Source organism: Pseudomonas sp. QLc11A (assembly GCF_052112305.1).
In the GTDB taxonomy this organism is placed as follows: domain Bacteria; phylum Pseudomonadota; class Gammaproteobacteria; order Pseudomonadales; family Pseudomonadaceae; genus Aquipseudomonas; species Aquipseudomonas laurylsulfatiphila.
The window spans coordinates 142,611-159,938 of record NZ_JAVAJJ010000006.1 but is presented as its reverse complement, the minus strand read 5'-3'; the positions used below and the strand labels follow the sequence as shown (position 1 = coordinate 159,938).

Genomic DNA, 17,328 nt, shown 5'->3' with positions numbered 1-17,328 from the left:
AATCAGATGGCTATGACAGTCCATTGCGATATCGTCAGCGCGGAAGGGGAAATCTTTTCCGGTCTGGTCGAGATGGTGATTGCGCACGGTGCACTGGGTGATCTTGGTATCGCCCTGGGTCACGCGCCGCTGATCACTAATCTGAAGCCAGGTCCGATCCGCCTGGTCAAGCAGGGCGGGGAAGAGGAGGTGTATTACATCTCCGGTGGTTTCCTCGAGGTTCAGCCGAACATGGTCAAGGTACTTGCCGACACCGTGCAACGTGCTGCCGATCTGGATGAAGCCTCCGCTCAGGAAGCCGTTAAGGCTGCCGAGAAGGCCTTGCATGAACGTGGCGCTGAATTCGATTACGGTTCTGCTGCCGCACGTCTGGCCGAGGCTGCAGCCCAGCTGCGCACCGTCCAGCAGATCCGCAAGAAGTTCGGCCACTAAGGTTGCGCTTGTTGTGCGATTGATTAAAAAGGGTAGCCTCGGCTACCCTTTTTTCTTTTCCGTTTTTTACAACCTGGTCGCAGCCGCTGACCACCCAGGATTGGTAGCCAGTCATGTCACTTGAAATCGTTATTCTCGCTGCTGGCCAAGGCACGCGTATGCGTTCAGCTTTGCCGAAAGTTTTGCACCCGATTGCCGGCAACTCCATGCTCGGCCATGTTATCCACAGCGCCCGGCAACTTGATCCACAGCGCATTCACGTGGTGATCGGCCACGGCGCCGATGCCGTGCGCGAACGTCTGGCGGCGGATGATCTGAACTTCGTCCTGCAGGATAAGCAGCTGGGTACCGGTCACGCCGTTGCTCAAGCCGTGCCGTTCATTCAGTCCGACACCGTGCTGGTGCTTTATGGCGATGTGCCGTTGATCGAAGTCGATACCCTGCAACGTCTGCTCAAGCAGGTGGGGCCAGAGCAATTGGGCTTGCTGACCGTAGAGCTGGATGACCCGACCGGTTACGGCCGCATTGTTCGTGATGTGCAGGGCAAGGTCACGGCCATTGTCGAGCAGAAAGATGCCAATGAAGCCGAGCGCAAAATCACCGAAGGCAATACCGGCATTCTGGCGCTGCCTTTTGCCCGTCTTGGCGACTGGATGAGCCGTCTCTCCAATAACAACGCCCAGGGCGAGTACTACCTGACCGACATCATTGCCATGGCCGTGAGCGATGGTCTGGTGGTGGCCACCGAGCAACCGCACGACGCCATGGAAGTGCAGGGCGCCAACGATCGCAAGCAGCTTTCCGAACTGGAACGGCATTATCAATTGCGCGCCGGTCGTCGTTTGATGGCTCAAGGTGTGACGCTGCGTGACCCGGCTCGTTTCGATATCCGCGGTGAAGTCACAGTTGGCCGCGACGTGCTGATCGACATCAACGTGATCCTCGAAGGTAAGGTCGTCATCGAAGACGACGTGGTGATCGGCCCGAACTGCGTGATCAGGGACAGCACCCTGCGCAAAGGCGTGGTCATCAAGGCCAACAGCCATATCGAAGGTGCAATCCTGGGTGAAGGCAGCGACGCCGGTCCGTTCGCTCGTCTGCGTCCAGGTACCGTGCTGGAAGCCCGCGCGCATGTGGGTAACTTCGTCGAATTGAAAAACGCGCACCTGGGCGAAGGCGCCAAGGCCGGTCACCTGACTTATCTGGGCGATGCCGAGATCGGCGCGCGCACCAACATTGGTGCTGGCACCATCACCTGCAACTACGACGGCGTCAACAAGTGGAAAACCGTGTTGGGCGAAGATGTGTTCATTGGCTCCAACAACTCGTTGGTGGCGCCTGTGGATATCCTCGACGGCGCGACCACAGCGGCTGGTTCGACCATTACGTCGACTGTGGATAAATCCCAGTTGGCCATCGGGCGTGCTCGCCAGAAGAACATCGATGGCTGGAAGCGGCCGGAGAAGGTCAAGAAGGGCTGAGTTATCCACAACCCTCCTTGTAGGAGCGAGCTTGCTCGCGATGATTTCGAGAGCGGCGCATTTTTCCAGAAAGAATGCATTATCGTTCACGCCCATCGCGAGCAAGCTCGCTCCTACAAGTTATCCACAGGTCTTTTCATCACTCCGCGCTTGACGAAATTTCGCCGATAGGTTTTGATTGCTTCCGTTATCTTTCGAATCGAAACTTACCAAGTCATGTCGAAGCGCAACACGCCTCAACGCCGTCACAACATCCTCGCCTTGCTCACTGAGCAGGGCGAAGTCAGTGTGGATGAGTTGGCCAAGCGTTTCGAAACGTCGGAAGTTACGATTCGCAAGGATCTGGCGGCACTTGAAAGCAATGGTCTGTTGCTGCGTCGTTACGGCGGGGCGATCACCATGCCTCAGGAACTGGTGGCCGATCTTGGTCAGCCGGTTTCCAAGTACAAACAAGCCATCGCCCGTGCCGCCGTCGCGCGGATTCGCGAGCATGCGCGCATCATTATCGACAGTGGCAGTACCACCGCTTCCATGATCCCGGAACTCGGCCAACAACCCGGCCTGGTGGTGATGACCAACTCGCTGCATGTCGCCAATGCCTTGAGCGAACTTGAGCATGAACCGGTGCTGTTGATGACCGGTGGCACCTGGGACCCGCACTCCGAGTCTTTCCAGGGGCAGGTTGCCGAGCAGGTACTGCGCTCCTACGACTTCGACCAGCTGTTTATCGGTGCCGATGGCATCGATCTGGTTCGCGGTACAACCACCTTCAACGAACTGCTCGGACTGAGCCGGGTCATGGCCGAAGTCGCCCGCGAAGTGGTCGTGATGGTGGAGGCCGACAAGATCGGCCGCAAGATTCCCAACCTGGAGCTGCCCTGGAGCAGCGTCCATACCCTTATTACCGATGAACGCCTGCCGCTTGAGGCTCGCGCTCAGATTCAGGCCCGCGGCATCAATTTGATATGCGCGGCTGTCAGTCAGGAGAAATAGCATGTGTGGAATTGTCGGCGCAGTCGCAGAACGTAACATCACCGCCATCCTCGTCGAAGGCCTGAAACGCCTCGAATACCGTGGGTATGACAGCGCTGGCGTGGCGGTCTACACCAACGATGAAAAACTCGAGCGTCTGCGTCGCCCGGGCAAGGTCAGTGAGCTGGAGCAGGCATTGACCACCGAACCGCTGGTGGGTCGCCTGGGCATCGCCCACACCCGCTGGGCTACCCACGGTGCCCCGTGCGAGCGCAATGCCCACCCGCATTTCTCCGGTGACCTGGCGGTAGTGCACAACGGCATCATCGAAAACCACGAAGCCCTGCGTGAGCAACTCAAGGCCCTGGGTTATGTGTTCACCTCGGACACCGACACCGAAGTCATCGCCCACCTGCTGAACCACAAACTCAAGGATCTGAACGACCTGACCGTGGCCCTCAAGGCGACCGTCAAAGAGCTGCATGGTGCTTACGGCCTGGCGGTGATCAGCGCCAAGCAACCTGATCGCCTGGTCGCGGCCCGCAGTGGCAGCCCGCTGGTGATCGGCCTGGGCCTTGGGGAAAACTTCCTGGCCTCCGACCAGTTGGCCCTGCGTCAGGTCACTGATCGCTTCATGTACCTGGAAGAAGGCGATATCGCCGAAATCCGCCGCGACAGCGTGCAGATCTGGGACGTTGACGGCAAGGCTGTCGAGCGCGAAGCCGTGCAATACCGTGATGGCGCCGAAGCCGCTGAAAAGGGCGAGTTCCGCCACTTCATGCTCAAGGAAATCCACGAGCAACCGTCCGTGGTGCAGCGCACCCTGGAAGGTCGCCTGAGCCAGAACCAGGTGCTGGTACAGGCATTCGGCCCACAGGCGGCCGAGCTGTTTGCCAAAGTGCGCAACGTACAGATCGTCGCGTGCGGCACCAGTTACCACGCCGGCATGGTCGCGCGTTACTGGCTTGAAGAGCTGGCCGGCATTCCTTGCCAGGTCGAAGTCGCCAGCGAATTCCGCTACCGCAAGGTGGTGGTGCAGCCCGACACCTTGTTCGTGACCATTTCCCAGTCCGGCGAAACCGCCGACACCCTGGCCGCGCTGCGCAACGCCAAGGAGCTGGGCTTCCTCGCCAGCCTGGCGATCTGCAACGTCGGCATCAGCTCGCTGGTGCGTGAGTCCGACCTGACCCTGTTGACCCAGGCCGGCCGCGAAATCGGCGTGGCCTCGACCAAAGCCTTCACCACGCAATTGGTCGGCCTGTTGTTGCTGACGCTTTCCCTGGGCCAGGTTCGTGGCACCTTGGCCAAAGACGTAGAAGCAACCCTGGTCGAAGAACTGCGTCGTTTGCCAACCCGCCTGGGCGAGGCGCTGGCCATGGACAGCACTGTGGAAAAAATCTCCGAGCTGTTCGCCGAGAAAAACCACACTCTGTTCCTCGGTCGTGGCGCGCAGTTCCCGGTAGCGATGGAAGGCGCACTCAAACTCAAGGAAATCTCCTACATCCACGCCGAAGCCTACCCGGCCGGCGAGCTGAAACACGGCCCGTTGGCGCTTGTGGATAACGACATGCCCGTGGTGACCGTGGCGCCGAACAACGAGCTGCTGGAGAAGTTGAAGTCCAACCTCCAGGAAGTTCGCGCCCGCGGTGGCCAGTTGATCGTCTTCGCCGACGAGAAGGCCGGCATGACCAACGGTGAAGGCACCCACGTGGTGCACATGCCGCACATCCACGACATCCTGTCGCCGATCCTTTACACCATCCCGCTGCAGCTACTGTCGTATTACGTTGCCGTACTCAAAGGCACTGACGTCGACCAGCCGCGCAACCTGGCGAAGTCGGTTACTGTGGAATAAGTTATCCACAACGAAAAACCCCCTCTTCAGGGGGTTTTTCTGTTTCTAGGAGAGCGTAATTCGCCGTCGCCGCCGCGTGTCGAGCAAATACACCATCACACAGGCATACAAAGTCACCAGAATGAACAACCCCATGCGGATGGCGAAGGCGGTGTAGACGTCCTTGCCCGCTGCGCTGTCCTGTACCGATTGGCCGAGCAGAATGATCAGGGTTGCCAGGCTGTTGAGCCAGAAACTTGGTGGTTGTCGGGTTTGGGCCAGGCCGTAGAGTTTTCTGGCCACCAGCAAACCGAACAGCAGCATCCACAGAAAAAACATCCACAGGTTCACGAACAGGCTCAGCGCGCACCAGAAAAGGATCGCCATCAGGCCGCCGAGCAGGGTCGAGCCGAGTAATTCCTGGCCGGCGTTGCGGGCGCTGGTTGCGCAGCTCTGTTGGCCGAGGCTGACGGCTTTCATGATGATCGGCAGATAGCTGGCCGGGTCGATCATGGCCAGCAGGAACGTCGGCAGCACCACCAGCGTGGCCCGTAGCGCCAGCCAGCTGCTTTCGGTGGGCGTAAGGTTCGGGCCGGGCTTGGCCGGTGGGGCGCTGGCGGGGTCGGGAAATAGCCAATGGCTGATGGTCAGTGTCATGACGGCCAGGAACAGTCCCTTGACCAGGGCCACGATCACCTCGAGCGCCAGGGCGAATTCAGCGGTTCCGGCGGCACTGATCAAGGTCAGGCCCACCACCAGGAACGTCGCCACCAGCGGGTTGCCACCACGCAGGCCGTAACCGAAAGCCATGAACAGGCACAGTCCGACCAGCAACACGCCACTGAACGGGTAGTAACGCAGTAGGGGGATCAGCAGCAGGCCGGTCCCGGTGGTCAACATCAGGATCAGGATCAGGCCCAGGCTGGCCTTGAACGGCAACGGCCGGTTCATCGCTGCCAGCATCATCAGCGCCAGCATCGGTGCGAGGAACGGAATGGGCAGGGCCAGACCGAAGCTCGCCGCCAGGCACAGCGCTGTACCGAAACCCAGGCGCAGCGCGCGCTGGACCCGGGCCGGGCGCTCAGTACGCATAGGACATCCAGCTCATCAGGCGCAGAAACACGCGCCCAAGAACATTCAGCGGGTTGCCTTCGCTCGGGAAGGCCATGACTTCGGCCTGTCCGCCGGAGCGGATGCCTTGTGGACCGGTCAACTCACCGGGTTCGAACTCGATGATGACCGGGAAGCGCTGGGCCGGGCGGAGCCAGTCGCGACTGTTCTCCACCTTCGGCAGGCTGCCCGGCTGGGTGGTCTGGCCGATATCGACGCCATAGCCGACGCTGCGCACATGGCCTTTGTAGATTTTCCCTGGCAGGGCGTCGAGGACGATGGACACCGGCGTCCCGGGCTGGACACTGCCGAGGTTGTTTTCGGTCATGTCGGCGCTGATCCACACGTCGTGGATGGCGATCAGGGTCATCACCGGCGCACCGGCGGCAGCGAATTGGCCGACGTCGGTGCGTAGATCGGTGATCAGGCCGGCCGAACGTGCATGGACCTTCGTGTTGCTCAAATCCAGCTCGGCTTTTTCGAGGTTGCTGGCGGCGCTGAGCAACTGGGCGTTTTCGTCTTCGTTACCGCCTTGTTGTTCCCGCGCCCGTTGCACTTCGGCCTTGGCCGCAGCGACCTGACTGATGGACTCTTCCAGGGTGGCGCGGGAGATCTCGAGGCGGCGCAGCGAGATGGTGCCCGGGTCTTCGCGATACAGCCGCTCCAGCCGCTGGCTATCCTGGCGAGCCTTGAGCTCATTGGCCTGGGACGCGCGCAGGGACGCTAGCTTGGAATCGACGCCAGCGGTGTTGGCGCCCACCTGGCGACGGGTCGACTCAAGGTCGGCGCGGGCGCGATCGACGGCAATCTGGTACTGCTCCGGATTGACTTCAAACAGCAATTCGCCAGCCTTGACGTCCTGGTTGTTGCGTACGTGCACCTTGGTCACCCGGCCGGATACCTCGGCCGCCACCGGCACAATGAAGGCCTGCACCCGTGCCTGTTGCGTGTAGGGCGTGTAACGGTCGGCCATCAGGTACCAGACCAGGCTCAGGATGATCAGCAGTACTACCCAGTTGATGGCTTTTCTGGCCGGGTCGGCGGCGGGTGCCGAGGTGTTCTCGGCGGCCGGTTGTGGGCTGTCATTCATGGGCATTTTCCTTCGGTTCGTCGAGCAGGTCGCCCCAATCGGTCCGTTGTTGCATCTGTTGGCGTGTGGCCGGGTCGATCATCGGCTGGTCGCTGTACCAGCCACCGCCCAGCGCCTTGTACAGGGCGATCAGGCTGTTGACGGCGGTGCCACGGTTGACCAGGTAGATATCCTGCTGGGCAAACAGGGCGCGCTGGGCATCCAGTACGCGCTGGAAATCCGAATAGCCTTCGCGGTACTGGGCATTGGCCAGGGTCACCGAACGTTCGGCGGCCACCGATGCATCGCTGAGGATCCGGTCGCGCTCCAGCGCCTTGATCAAACCGGTCGCGGCATCGTCTGCCTCGCGTGCAGCCTGGCGTACGCTGTCCTGGTAGATAACGATCAACTGCTGCAAGCGCGCATCCTGCACGCGGACGTTGTTGGTGATCCGGCCATGGTCGAAGATGTCCCAGCGCAGGCTGGGACCGGCCACCATGTCGAGGGTATTGGATGCACCGTTGAGCGAGCTGGCAGACCAGACGATGCTGCCCAGCAGGCTGATGGAGGGGTACAAGTCAGTCTCGGCCACACCGATCAACGCCGACTGCGCCGCCACTTGCAACTCGGCCGCACGAACATCGGGACGCCGCACCAGCAGATTCGCCGGTACATCCTGCAGCACAGCCGTATCGAGTAATGGCACCACCCCGGTGTAGCGATCCAGTTCAGGGATGGAGCCGGGTGGCTGGCCGATCAGGGTGGACAATGCATTTCGCAAGCTCGCCACCTGGCTCTCGAAATCCGGGATGGTACTCAGGGTGCCCAGGTACTGGGTCTTGGCCTGTTGCAGGTCGAGTTCAGCCTCGGCCCCGCTTTTGAACAGGCGCTCGGTGATCTCGTAGCTGCGTTTTTGCAAGGCAGCGTTACTGCGGGCGATGGCCAAGCGTGCCTCGGCGGTGCGCAAGGCGTAGTAGTTTTGCGCAAGCTGGGCGTGCAACAGCACCAGGGCATTTTCATAGTTGGCCTGGGCGGCAAACCAGGAGGCGTCGGCTGACTCGATGGCTCGGCTGAAACGACCCCAGAAATCCAGCTCCCAACCAATATCGAAGCCGACGCTGTGTTGCCAGAAATGTGTGTCCTGTGGGTTGGCGCCGCCCGATTGTCGACGGTTCAGGTACAGGCTGTCGGCGCTGGCCTGCTGCAATTGCGGGTAGCGTCCACTCAGGGCGATGCCCAATTGCGCTCTCGACTCCATGACCCGCAGGCCAGCGACGTGCAGGTCGGGGTTGTGGGCATCGGCTTCGGCCATCAAGTGGTCCAGCACCGGGTCGTTAAACACGCGCCACCATTGGCGGCTGTCAGGTTGCGCGTGTTGTTGGCCGGCGAGCTCCAGGGCCGGGCTGTTCCAGTGATCGACCCAAGGCTGGGCCGGCGACTGGAAGTCCGGGCCCAGTTGCACGCAGCCCCCCAGAAAGGCAGTCCCACAGAGCAGCAGCCGGCTGATGCGAGCAGGACATGGCATCAAGCGCAAACTCCTCAGAGGGGACGCTGATCGTTTATGGCCTCGATGTGCGGTGTCTCGTTCAAGGCCTCGATCTCTGGTGTTTCGTTCAGTAGCTCGGCGGACGGTTGGTCCTGGACCCATTGCCAGAACAGTTGGTAGCCCACTGCCAGCGCAACCGGGCCGATGAACAAACCAATGAAACCACCACTGACCATGCCGCCCAGGGCGCCAATCAGAATCACCGGCATGGGGACATCGACGCCGCGGCCAAGCATCAACGGTTTGAGGACGTTGTCGGCCATCCCGGCGATAAGGCTATAGATGCCAAACACAACAGTGGCCAAGCTCGTCCCTTCGGTGGCGAAGACATAAGCGATCACCGGAAGGGTCACCAGCAGCACCGGCAATTGCATGATCCCCATCAGCAGCGCAACCATCGCCAGCAGTCCGGCACCGGGGACGCCCATGAGCACGAAACCCACACCGACCAGCAACATCTGAATGAACGCGATGCCTACCACGCCCTGGGCCACCGCGCGGATGGTTGCGGTGCAGAGCTCGGTGATGCGTGGGCCGCGCTCCGGTCCGGAAAGGCGCGAGGTGATGGCCAGGGCGCTTCTTTCGCCGTTTTCGCCATAGGCCATGAACACGCCGGCAATGATCAGGGCGCCGATGAACAACAGAAAACCCACACCAACGTCGGCCATTTTGCCCAACAAGGTCAGGCCGATGGACTTGATATAGGGCATCAGCTTCATGAGCACGCTGCTCATGTTGGTGGCGGCCTGCATCCAATAGTCGTAGAGCGGCTGGCCAATTAGCGGCAGGGACGCGATTTTTTCGCTGGGTAGCGGAATTTGCAGCGTATCGGACTTGAGCACAGCCAGGGTGCCCTGGACCGATTCACTGATCGAGGTGCCCAGCAGGTAGATCGGTACCATCAGCAAAGCCAGGGCGACCACCACGATCAGGGTGGCAGCGCGACCGTCCTTGTTGACCACCTTGCGCTTGATGAGCGCATGCAGTGGATACAGGGTGATCGCCAGAATCATTGCCCAGAGCATCAGGTTGAGGAAGGGGTGGAAGATCTGGAAGCAGAACAGTACCAGCACCGTGATGAGCCCGGCGCGTATCAGTACATCGAGCAAACCACCGGACAGTGCTCTAGCGGAAATGTTAGTGCGCAACATTGTCGAACTCCTTGCGGTGTCACACAGGTTAGCCAGGCCGTTGAAGTTCAACTCTTCCCTACGGTGAATCTTGAAAGCAGGATCGATAAACCGTCATCCATGCGTTAACAACTAACGCCTTCTTTCATGTAGGGAAAATTCAACGAGGTACCTACTAAATCTCAATAGGTAACAGGGTGGCTTGTAGTATAGGAGCAGACGAATATTCCGCCTGATTACTCAGGCTGCAATTCTGCCGCTGTGGATATAGTCCGCTGACGAACCCATGCCGCAAGCGAGTGGGGAGTGGAGCCAAAGGCGCTTTTTCCCGGTCTGGCATTAGCCGCTTCAGCGGGCGGGGCCGGATCATTGCGGACAGTCGCACCCGTCGCAAGAAAATAACCCTCATTAATTATCAATAATCCCCGGTCCGCTCTTTGTGGGGGCCACGCTTCGTTTTTACGGTGGAGGCGCTAGAGTGCAGTAGCCCGTTGATTTAGTTGATGGTCGGGTGCCCAGCCATGTTGTTGGGCGCCCGCGCTTAACATCCCGGCCTTCGGTTGTGATTTATCTATCTGAAATGAGGACATGCCCATGGACCGCTTCCAGGAAATGCAGGTCTTCGCTGCCGTCGCCCAGGACCAGGGTTTTTCGGCGGCGGCGCGGCGTTTGGGGCTGTCGGCGGCCAGTGTCACCCGAGCAGTGGCGGCGCTGGAGCAACGTATTGGCACACAACTGCTCACGCGTACGACGCGCAGCGTGTATTTGAGTGAGGCCGGTCAGCGATATCTGGAGGACTGTCGGAGAATTCTCGCCGAGGTGCAGGAAGCGGAGGACTCGGCAGCGGGTAGCCATATCCATCCTCGTGGGCAACTGACCATCACCGCACCGGTCTTGTTTGGCGAACTGTTTGTCACGCCGCTGATGGTGAGCTACCTGACGCAGTTCCCCGAGGTCTGCATCAACGCGCTGTTGGTGGACCGGGTGGTGAGCGTGGTCGAGGAGGGCGTCGATGTGGCCATCCGTATCGGCGAGCTACCCGACAGCAATCAGCATGCAATCCGCGTGGGTGAGGTGCGGCGGGTGATCTGCGCCTCGCCTCAGTTTCTGGCCAGCCATGGTCGGCCCAGACATCCACAGGAACTGGCTCAGGCGCCGATCATTGCGACATCGGCCATTGGCCAGCTCAGGAGTTGGCCATTCATTGAAGACGGCGAAACCCTGAGTGTGCGGGCTGAACCGCGACTGGTGGTGACGGCGAATCAGGCTGCCATCACGGCAGCCAGTCTGGGGTTGGGGTTCACGCGGGTGCTGTCTTATCAAGTGGCGAGCAAGGTGGCTGCCGGTGAGCTGGAGATTGTTCTGGCTGACTTCGAACTGCCGCCATTGCCCATCCACGTGCTCTATCAAGGCGGGCGCAAAGCCCCGGCCCGGGTGCGCAGTTTTGTGGATTTCGCGGTCAAGACACTGCGCGAGCACCCGTCGCTCGAGCGTTGATTTATTTCACCCAGTGAAATAATGGATTGCGTTTGCTGGTGATTCTGTTGATTTGCTTGTGAGTGGAAGATACGACCCACCGGCGCTGATCTTCCTGAGCAGCACCACAGACCCGAGGTGTCGACCATGCAAGCGATCAAACTCTACAACTTCCCACGTTCCGGCCACGCGCATCGTGTCGAGTTGATGCTGTCCCTGCTGAAATTGCCGACCGAATTGATCTTCGTTGACCTCGCCAAGGGCGAACACAAGCAACCGGCGTTCCTGGCGCTCAATGCATTCGGTCAGGTGCCGGTGATTGATGACGAGGGTGTGGTATTGGCCGATTCCAACGCGATTCTGGTGTATCTGGCGCAAAAGTACGGCAACGGCCGTTGGCTTCCGGCGGATCCGGTGGGGGCGGCCAACGTCCAGCGCTGGTTGTCGGTGGCTGCCGGCCCGATTGCCTTCGGCCCGGCCCGGGCCAGATTGATCACTGTATTTGGTGCGCCTTACAACGCTGAAGAAGTGATTGCCTACGCCCATACCGTGCTCAAAGTGATCGATCACGAACTGGCCGATACAGCGTATCTGGTCGGCACTGAACCGACGATTGCCGACGTCGCCGCCTACAGCTACATCGCCCATGCGCCGGAGGGCAATGTGTCGCTGGACGAGTACCCCAATATTCGCGCGTGGCTGGCCCGTATCGAAGCCTTGCCAGGTTTTGTCGGCATGCCGCGCACCGTCGCCGGCCTGCAAAAAACTGCCTGATGCTCGCGGCCCGGTATTGCCGGGCCGCCCCGACCTGCGCCAGTGGCGCAAGGGAGAAGCCGTATGGACCGTTCACCCTGGCATGCCGGCGAGAAACAATTGCAGGCGCATGTAGGCGTTGCCGAACGAATGGAAGTTTTCGGTCGTAAGGTGATTCGCAGCGAGATGCCGGACCAGCACCGCACCTTCTATCAGCAATTGCCGTTCATGTTGTACGGAGCGGTAGATGCCGACGGTCATCCCTGGGCCAGCATCCTTGAAGGCCAGCCCGGATTCGCACACTCACCAGCACCTGGCTTGTTGCAGTTCAGCAGCCTGCCTGCCTTTGATGATCCCGCCCAGTTGAGTGATCGCGCGGCCATCGGCCTGTTGGGTATCGAGTTGCATACCCGTCGTCGCAACCGCATCAATGGACATGTGCGCGCCATGACGACCGGCGGTTTCGCGGTGACGGTGGATCAGTCCTTCGGCAATTGCCCGCAGTATATTCAGTTGCGCCAGTTTCGTTCGGTGCCGCTGGCCGACCCTTCGACGCGAGTCGCGCAACATTTCAACGAACTGGATGAAGCGGCCAAGGCCATGATCGCCGAGGCGGACACGTTCTTCGTTGCCAGTTATGTGGAGGTCGACGGCGAGCGCTCGGTGGATGTATCGCACCGTGGCGGTCAGACCGGTTTCGTACACGTGGAAGGCAATCGCCTGACCATTCCGGACTTCGCCGGCAATCTGCATTTCAACACCTTGGGCAACCTGCTGCTCAATCCCCGGGCCGGGTTGTTGTTCATCGATTTCAATACCGGGGATTTGCTGCAGCTCAGCGGGCGCACCGAAATCATCCTTGAGGGCCCGCAGGTCGAGGCGTTTCAGGGAGCTGAGCGCCTGTGGACAATCGATGTCGAACACGTCGTACGTCGCCCCGCCGCCCTGGCGTTACGCTGGCGCTTCGACGGCGTATCACCCACCAGTTTGCTCACCGGCACCTGGGAGCAGGCCGCGGCGCGTTTGCAGGCCAAAGCCCTGGGCGATCAATGGCGGCCGTTGCGGGTGACACGCATTGAAGCGCAAAGCCACAGCATTCGCTCGATTTACCTGGAGCCCGCCGACGGAGCCGGATTACCGCTTTTCCAGGCCGGGCAGCATTTGCCCCTGCGCTTGAACATTGACGGTGAAGTGCACATCCGCACGTACAGTTTATCGAGCGCCCCGTCCGATGATTTTTTCCGCATCAGCGTAAAGCGCGACGGGCGGGTCTCTACCCATTTGCATGAGCGGATTCGGGTCGGCGACCTGTTGGAGGCGCGGGCGCCGCAAGGGCATTTCACCGTGGCGTCCCATGAGCGTCGGCCATTGGTGTTGCTGGCGGCCGGGGTAGGCATCACGCCGCTGTTGTCGATGCTGCGCGAGGTGGTTTACCAGGGATTGCGCACCCGCCGTATCCGCCCGACATGGTTTATCCAGAGTTCGCGCACGCTGGCCGACCAGCCGTTTCGCGGCGAACTGGATCGCTTGCTCGAAGATGCCGGTGACGCGGTGCGGGTGGTGCGTCTGCTCAGCCAACCGGAAGCCGAGGCGGTGCAAGGCGCGGACTTCGACCTCAGTGGACGGATCGACGTCGCGCTGCTCAAGGAGCTGCTGACCGTCGAGGACTACGATCAGCCGGACTTTGTCGTCTGTGGCCCCGGAAGTTTTACCCAGGCGCTGTACGACGGCTTGCGCGAGCTGGACATTCGCGACTCGCGGATTCACGCCGAAACCTTTGGCCCGTCCACCTTGCGCCGGCGTCCGGACCCCGATGCGGTGGTCATCGAGCAACCACCTGCCGCCACCACGTCGGTGCCCGTGGTGTTCCAGCGCTCGGCCAAGGAAGCGCGCTGGCAGCCGGAGGGCGGCAGTTTGCTGGAGTTGGCGGAAAGCCGTGGCCTGCGCCCGGAATTCAGTTGTCGCGGCGGCTCCTGTGGCACCTGCAAGACGCGCCTGGTCAGCGGTCAGGTGCATTACCCACTGCCGCCAGCGGAGGTTCCGGATGACGGACAGGTGTTGATTTGCTGTGCGATTCCGGCGCAGGGGGCGCAGCCGTTGGTGCTCGATATCTGAAGGAAGATTACCCGTGAGCATTGCCCGCTGGTTGATGGCTGGGTAGGGTAGTGGCAGAACGAAAAGGGCCGCAGAGGCCCTTTCTGCATTTCAGGAACAGGCGTTTCAATGGTTTTTTTCACTCGCTCGATCGCCTTGCTGCTGGCGCTGGTGCTGACCGCCGGATGCGAAAGGCACGACGCACCGCCGCTGGATCAGCAACTCTACGTCTGGCAGCGGCAGTGGACGCCGGCCCACGACGCTGCCCTCAGGGACAGCCGTGCCGAATTTTCAACGTTGCGGGTGTTGGCCTTGCAGGCCTTCCCCAATGCCGGCTGGAGCCGCGCCCGCATTGATCCGGTATTGCTCAGGCACGATGGCCGGCCGGTGATTGCGGTGGTGCGCCTGGACGGGCAGCTCAAGGCACTCGATCAGGAAGAGGTCACCGCGCAGATCCGCCAGGTGATCAGCGACTGGCAGGGGCAAGGGTTGAACCTCGCCGGCGTAGAAATCGACCACGATGCCGGCAATGTCCGGCTACCTTCGTACCGCGAATTTCTCGCGCATCTGCGTGAAGCATTACCGACTTCGTTGCCGCTGAGCATCACGGCGCTGCCGTCCTGGCTCGACAGTCATGAACTACCAGCGTTGTTATCCACAGTCGACAGCAGCGTGTTGCAGGTGCACGCGGTGAGCGATCCGCGTCGTGGCTTGTTTGATGCCGATCAGGCCCGGCAATGGGCGAAGGCCTGGAGCCGTGTCACGACAAAACCTTTCTATCTGGCGCTGCCGGCTTATGGCGTGGCGTTGCTGCCGTCGACGGACGGCGCACCGGTTGTGGAAAGTGAAGTGACGCTGGAGCGCGAAGGCCTGCGCCGGGAATTACTCGCCGATCCGCAGTCACTGCGCACCCTCGGCACCGAACTGCGTGCCGATCCACCCGAGCATCTGGCGGGCCTGATCTGGTTTCGTCTGCCATTGGCCAACGACCGCCGGGCCTGGAGCCTGACTACCTTGCGCGCCGTGGCGCGTGCTGAAGTCCTCGACAGTCAGTTGACGTTGCAACTATCGGCCAACAATGGCCTCTATGACATCGTCATCAGCAACCAGGGCAACCTCGACAGCGCCTGGCCCGAACGCCTGACGCTCGCCGTCAGCGGCTGTGAAGGGGCCGATGCCTTGGCCGGTTACGCGTTGCAACAGCGTCCGGATCTGCTTACCTTCACCCGCCTGCGCGATGGCCGGATTCCGGCCGGCGGACAGCGTGCCATCGGTTGGGCTCGCTGCGCACACATTGATCAAGGAGGTTCGAATGTTCACCCGTAACTGGCCGCGTCATTTGCTTTGCCTGAGCCTCAGCCTGCCGCTGGGTTCGGCGCTGGCCTGCGGCCCGGACTTCCCCATGCGCCTGCTGGATAACCGTGGCCAGTCGCTGGCGGAACTGCCCGAAGGCAACTTCAGCTTTGAAATCAGCCGCCTCGGCCACGCCATCAATGGCTTGAAGAACGTCACCGCTGGCGCCGACTACAGCGATCAACCTGACGCGGTAGCGCTACGGGATCAGGCCGAACAGGCGGGACTTTCCGCAGAGCAACAAGTGCTGGTGAAACACCTGCGCGGCCTGACGGATGCTCATCAGGTTGAAACCGAAGGCGCGCAACTGCCGCCCGAGATCAGGTGGTACCTGGCCGGCGCTGTGGCATTTGGCGCGGGTGATAATGCCTTGGCCGCCGGGTATTTCAAGAAAGTGCTGGCCTTGCCCGCCGAGCAACGGGCTTCGCGCAGCACCTGGGCGGCTTACTCGCTGGGGCGCGCGTTGTTCGCCATGAGTGCCGAAGCGAATGCGGCGCCGGATCTGCTCGAACAATCCCGCAAAGCCTTCGAGCACACCCGGCAGCTGAGCATCGACGGCTTCAGCGATCCGCTGGAACTGGGCGTCGCGAGCCTCGGCGAAGAAGCCCGGGTCGTGCGCGCTGCCGGCGACTGGAACCGTGCCATCGAACTGTACGCCACGCAGAATCTGCACGGTTCCGCGGTGGGCTATTCCTCGTTGAAGCTGTTGATGGCGGACTTGATGACGCTGCCGGATGATCAAGTGGCCGAGTTGCTCAAGGGCCAGCCCGTGCAGCAGTTGGTGACCGCGTCCTTGATCAGCCGCTTGGGCTGGTCGTTTGGCGAGCAACCACCGAACGAACAGAAAATGATCAAGCTGTTGCAAAACAGCACGCGCGGCAGTCTCGAAAACGCCGACCGACTGGCGGCGATGAATTATCAACAGGGCGATTACGCCAGCGCCAAGGCGTTCCTCGAGCATGCCGGCGATGGCGGGTTGGCCTGGTGGCTGCGGGCAAAACTGGCGGTGCGCGACGGCGATAAAAACGCAGCCGCCGCAGCCTATGCCAAAGCGGCCCAGGCCTTCCCGAAGAATGAATCCTGGGGCGAGCGACGGACTCCGGACTACGACTACGAAACGCTCCAGCCCAAATGTCGGGTCGAGGGTGAAAGTGCGATCCTCGCCCTGCAACGCGGGGATTACCTGCAAGCCTTCGACCAGCTGTATCGCAGCCAAAGCATTTACTGGTTCGACGCCGCCACCGTTGCCGAGCGCGTATTGACCCTCGAAGAGCTCAAGCACTACGTCGACACGCAAGTGCCGGCCCCGCCACCGCTCAGCCAGCAGGAACGCGACAACTACGTGCCCTTGCCCGTAGCGGCGAGCCTGCGCAATTTGCTGGGGCGGCGTTTGTTGCGTGAAGGCCACTACGAGCAAGCGCTGGCGTACTTCGATAATGACGGCTTGCGGCACAAGGCCAGGTTGTATGGCGAGCAACGCCAGGCGGCAGATTCAGCCTGGTGGCCGACCCGTCGCGCCGCAGCGCTGTTCAATGCCGCCTGGACGGCGCGCGAGTGGGGCATGGATATCCTGGGCTACGAAATGGCGCCGGATTACGCCACGTTCGGTGGCAATTACAGCCTTGAAAACGCCGAACTCAAGGTCGGTCCATTGATGGCCGAGGACGAAGTGAAGCGTCAGCAGGCCAGCGCCGCCCAGCCCGATCAGCGTTATCACTATCGCTTCGTGGCCACGGCGCTGGCGAGCAGGGCGGCGGATAACCTGCCTCACACCAGTCAGGCGTTTGCGGCGGTGCTGTGCGAGGCCTCGGGGTGGAACAGCAGCCTTGAAGAGCAAAGTGCGATTTATCAGCGTTATGTCAAAGAAGGGCCTTACGTGGAATGGGCTGCCGACTTCGGCCACCAGTGCCCATACCCCGACTTCGAGAACGCCGACAAGCGCTACGTGACTCAAGTCACCAACGCAGCGCGTTCGGCCTTGCGCCCGTACAAGACGCCGTTGCAGGTCGGTAGTTTACTGGCGTTCGCGGCAGCCGCGCTGTTGCTGTTCAAGCGTCGCCGCCGCAAGGCGCCTTGAG

The 17,328-nt window shown here is 61.2% G+C and carries 13 protein-coding genes; 9 read left to right on the top strand and 4 right to left on the bottom strand.

The features are described from left to right. Positions 1–6: 6 nt before the first annotated feature. The 4 genes from Q8X48_RS11430 (at position 7) to glmS (ending at position 4,740) form a co-directional block, all read left to right on the top strand. Positions 7–432 (top strand): F0F1 ATP synthase subunit epsilon, encoded by a 426-nt coding sequence (locus Q8X48_RS11430; RefSeq protein ID WP_007969909.1) that lies wholly within the window; start codon positions 7–9, stop codon positions 430–432. 113 nt (positions 433–545) lie between these two features. Further along, the gene (gene glmU, locus Q8X48_RS11425) at positions 546–1,913 is read left to right on the top strand and encodes a bifunctional UDP-N-acetylglucosamine diphosphorylase/glucosamine-1-phosphate N-acetyltransferase GlmU (RefSeq protein ID WP_407800724.1); all 1,368 of its coding nucleotides are present in this window, start codon (positions 546–548) and stop codon (positions 1,911–1,913) included. A 216-nt stretch (positions 1,914–2,129) separates the two neighbouring features. Then, entirely contained in the window at positions 2,130–2,906 is a 777-nt protein-coding gene (locus Q8X48_RS11420) for a DeoR family transcriptional regulator (protein WP_095964407.1), read from the top strand. A gap of 1 nt (position 2,907) precedes the next feature. Continuing rightward, on the top strand, positions 2,908–4,740 hold the full coding sequence (gene glmS / locus Q8X48_RS11415) for a glutamine--fructose-6-phosphate transaminase (isomerizing) (protein ID WP_407800725.1): 1,833 nt from the start codon (positions 2,908–2,910) through the stop codon (positions 4,738–4,740). Positions 4,741–4,785: 45 nt separating this feature from the next. Here glmS and Q8X48_RS11410 read toward each other — a convergent pair whose 3' ends face one another. The 4 genes from Q8X48_RS11410 to Q8X48_RS11395 are packed head-to-tail and all read right to left on the bottom strand — an operon-like array spanning position 4,786 to position 9,595. After that, complete coding sequence (locus Q8X48_RS11410; protein WP_407800726.1) at positions 4,786–5,811, bottom strand: DUF2955 domain-containing protein; 1,026 nt, start codon at positions 5,809–5,811, stop codon at positions 4,786–4,788. Further along, positions 5,801–6,919, bottom strand: coding sequence for an HlyD family secretion protein (locus Q8X48_RS11405; protein WP_126048401.1), 1,119 nt, complete (start codon positions 6,917–6,919; stop codon positions 5,801–5,803). Before Q8X48_RS11405 ends, Q8X48_RS11410 begins: the two co-directional genes overlap by 11 nt. After that, positions 6,912–8,423 (bottom strand): efflux transporter outer membrane subunit, encoded by a 1,512-nt coding sequence (locus Q8X48_RS11400; RefSeq protein ID WP_407800727.1) that lies wholly within the window; start codon positions 8,421–8,423, stop codon positions 6,912–6,914. Before Q8X48_RS11400 ends, Q8X48_RS11405 begins: the two co-directional genes overlap by 8 nt. Before the next feature lie 14 nt (positions 8,424–8,437). Next, positions 8,438–9,595, bottom strand: coding sequence for an AI-2E family transporter (locus tag Q8X48_RS11395; RefSeq protein ID WP_407800728.1), 1,158 nt, complete (start codon positions 9,593–9,595; stop codon positions 8,438–8,440). A gap of 573 nt (positions 9,596–10,168) precedes the next feature. Between Q8X48_RS11395 and Q8X48_RS11390 the strand changes: the two genes are divergently transcribed. The 5 genes from Q8X48_RS11390 to Q8X48_RS11370 all read left to right on the top strand — a co-directional run bounded on the left by Q8X48_RS11390 (position 10,169) and on the right by Q8X48_RS11370 (position 17,327). After that, a complete protein-coding gene (locus Q8X48_RS11390; protein ID WP_095964399.1) occupies positions 10,169–11,071 on the top strand; it encodes a LysR family transcriptional regulator in 903 nt (300 codons plus the stop codon). A gap of 126 nt (positions 11,072–11,197) precedes the next feature. Beyond that, a complete protein-coding gene (locus Q8X48_RS11385; RefSeq protein ID WP_126048396.1) occupies positions 11,198–11,824 on the top strand; it encodes a glutathione S-transferase family protein in 627 nt (208 codons plus the stop codon). A gap of 63 nt (positions 11,825–11,887) precedes the next feature. Next, positions 11,888–13,918, top strand: coding sequence for a pyridoxamine 5'-phosphate oxidase family protein (locus tag Q8X48_RS11380; RefSeq protein WP_407800729.1), 2,031 nt, complete (start codon positions 11,888–11,890; stop codon positions 13,916–13,918). A 108-nt stretch (positions 13,919–14,026) separates the two neighbouring features. After that, on the top strand, positions 14,027–15,223 hold the full coding sequence (locus Q8X48_RS11375; protein ID WP_407800730.1) for a DUF3142 domain-containing protein: 1,197 nt from the start codon (positions 14,027–14,029) through the stop codon (positions 15,221–15,223). Continuing rightward, positions 15,210–17,327 (top strand): hypothetical protein, encoded by a 2,118-nt coding sequence (locus tag Q8X48_RS11370; protein ID WP_407800731.1) that lies wholly within the window; start codon positions 15,210–15,212, stop codon positions 17,325–17,327. The genes Q8X48_RS11375 and Q8X48_RS11370 overlap by 14 nt, the downstream gene beginning before the upstream one ends. Position 17,328 lies beyond the last annotated feature (1 nt).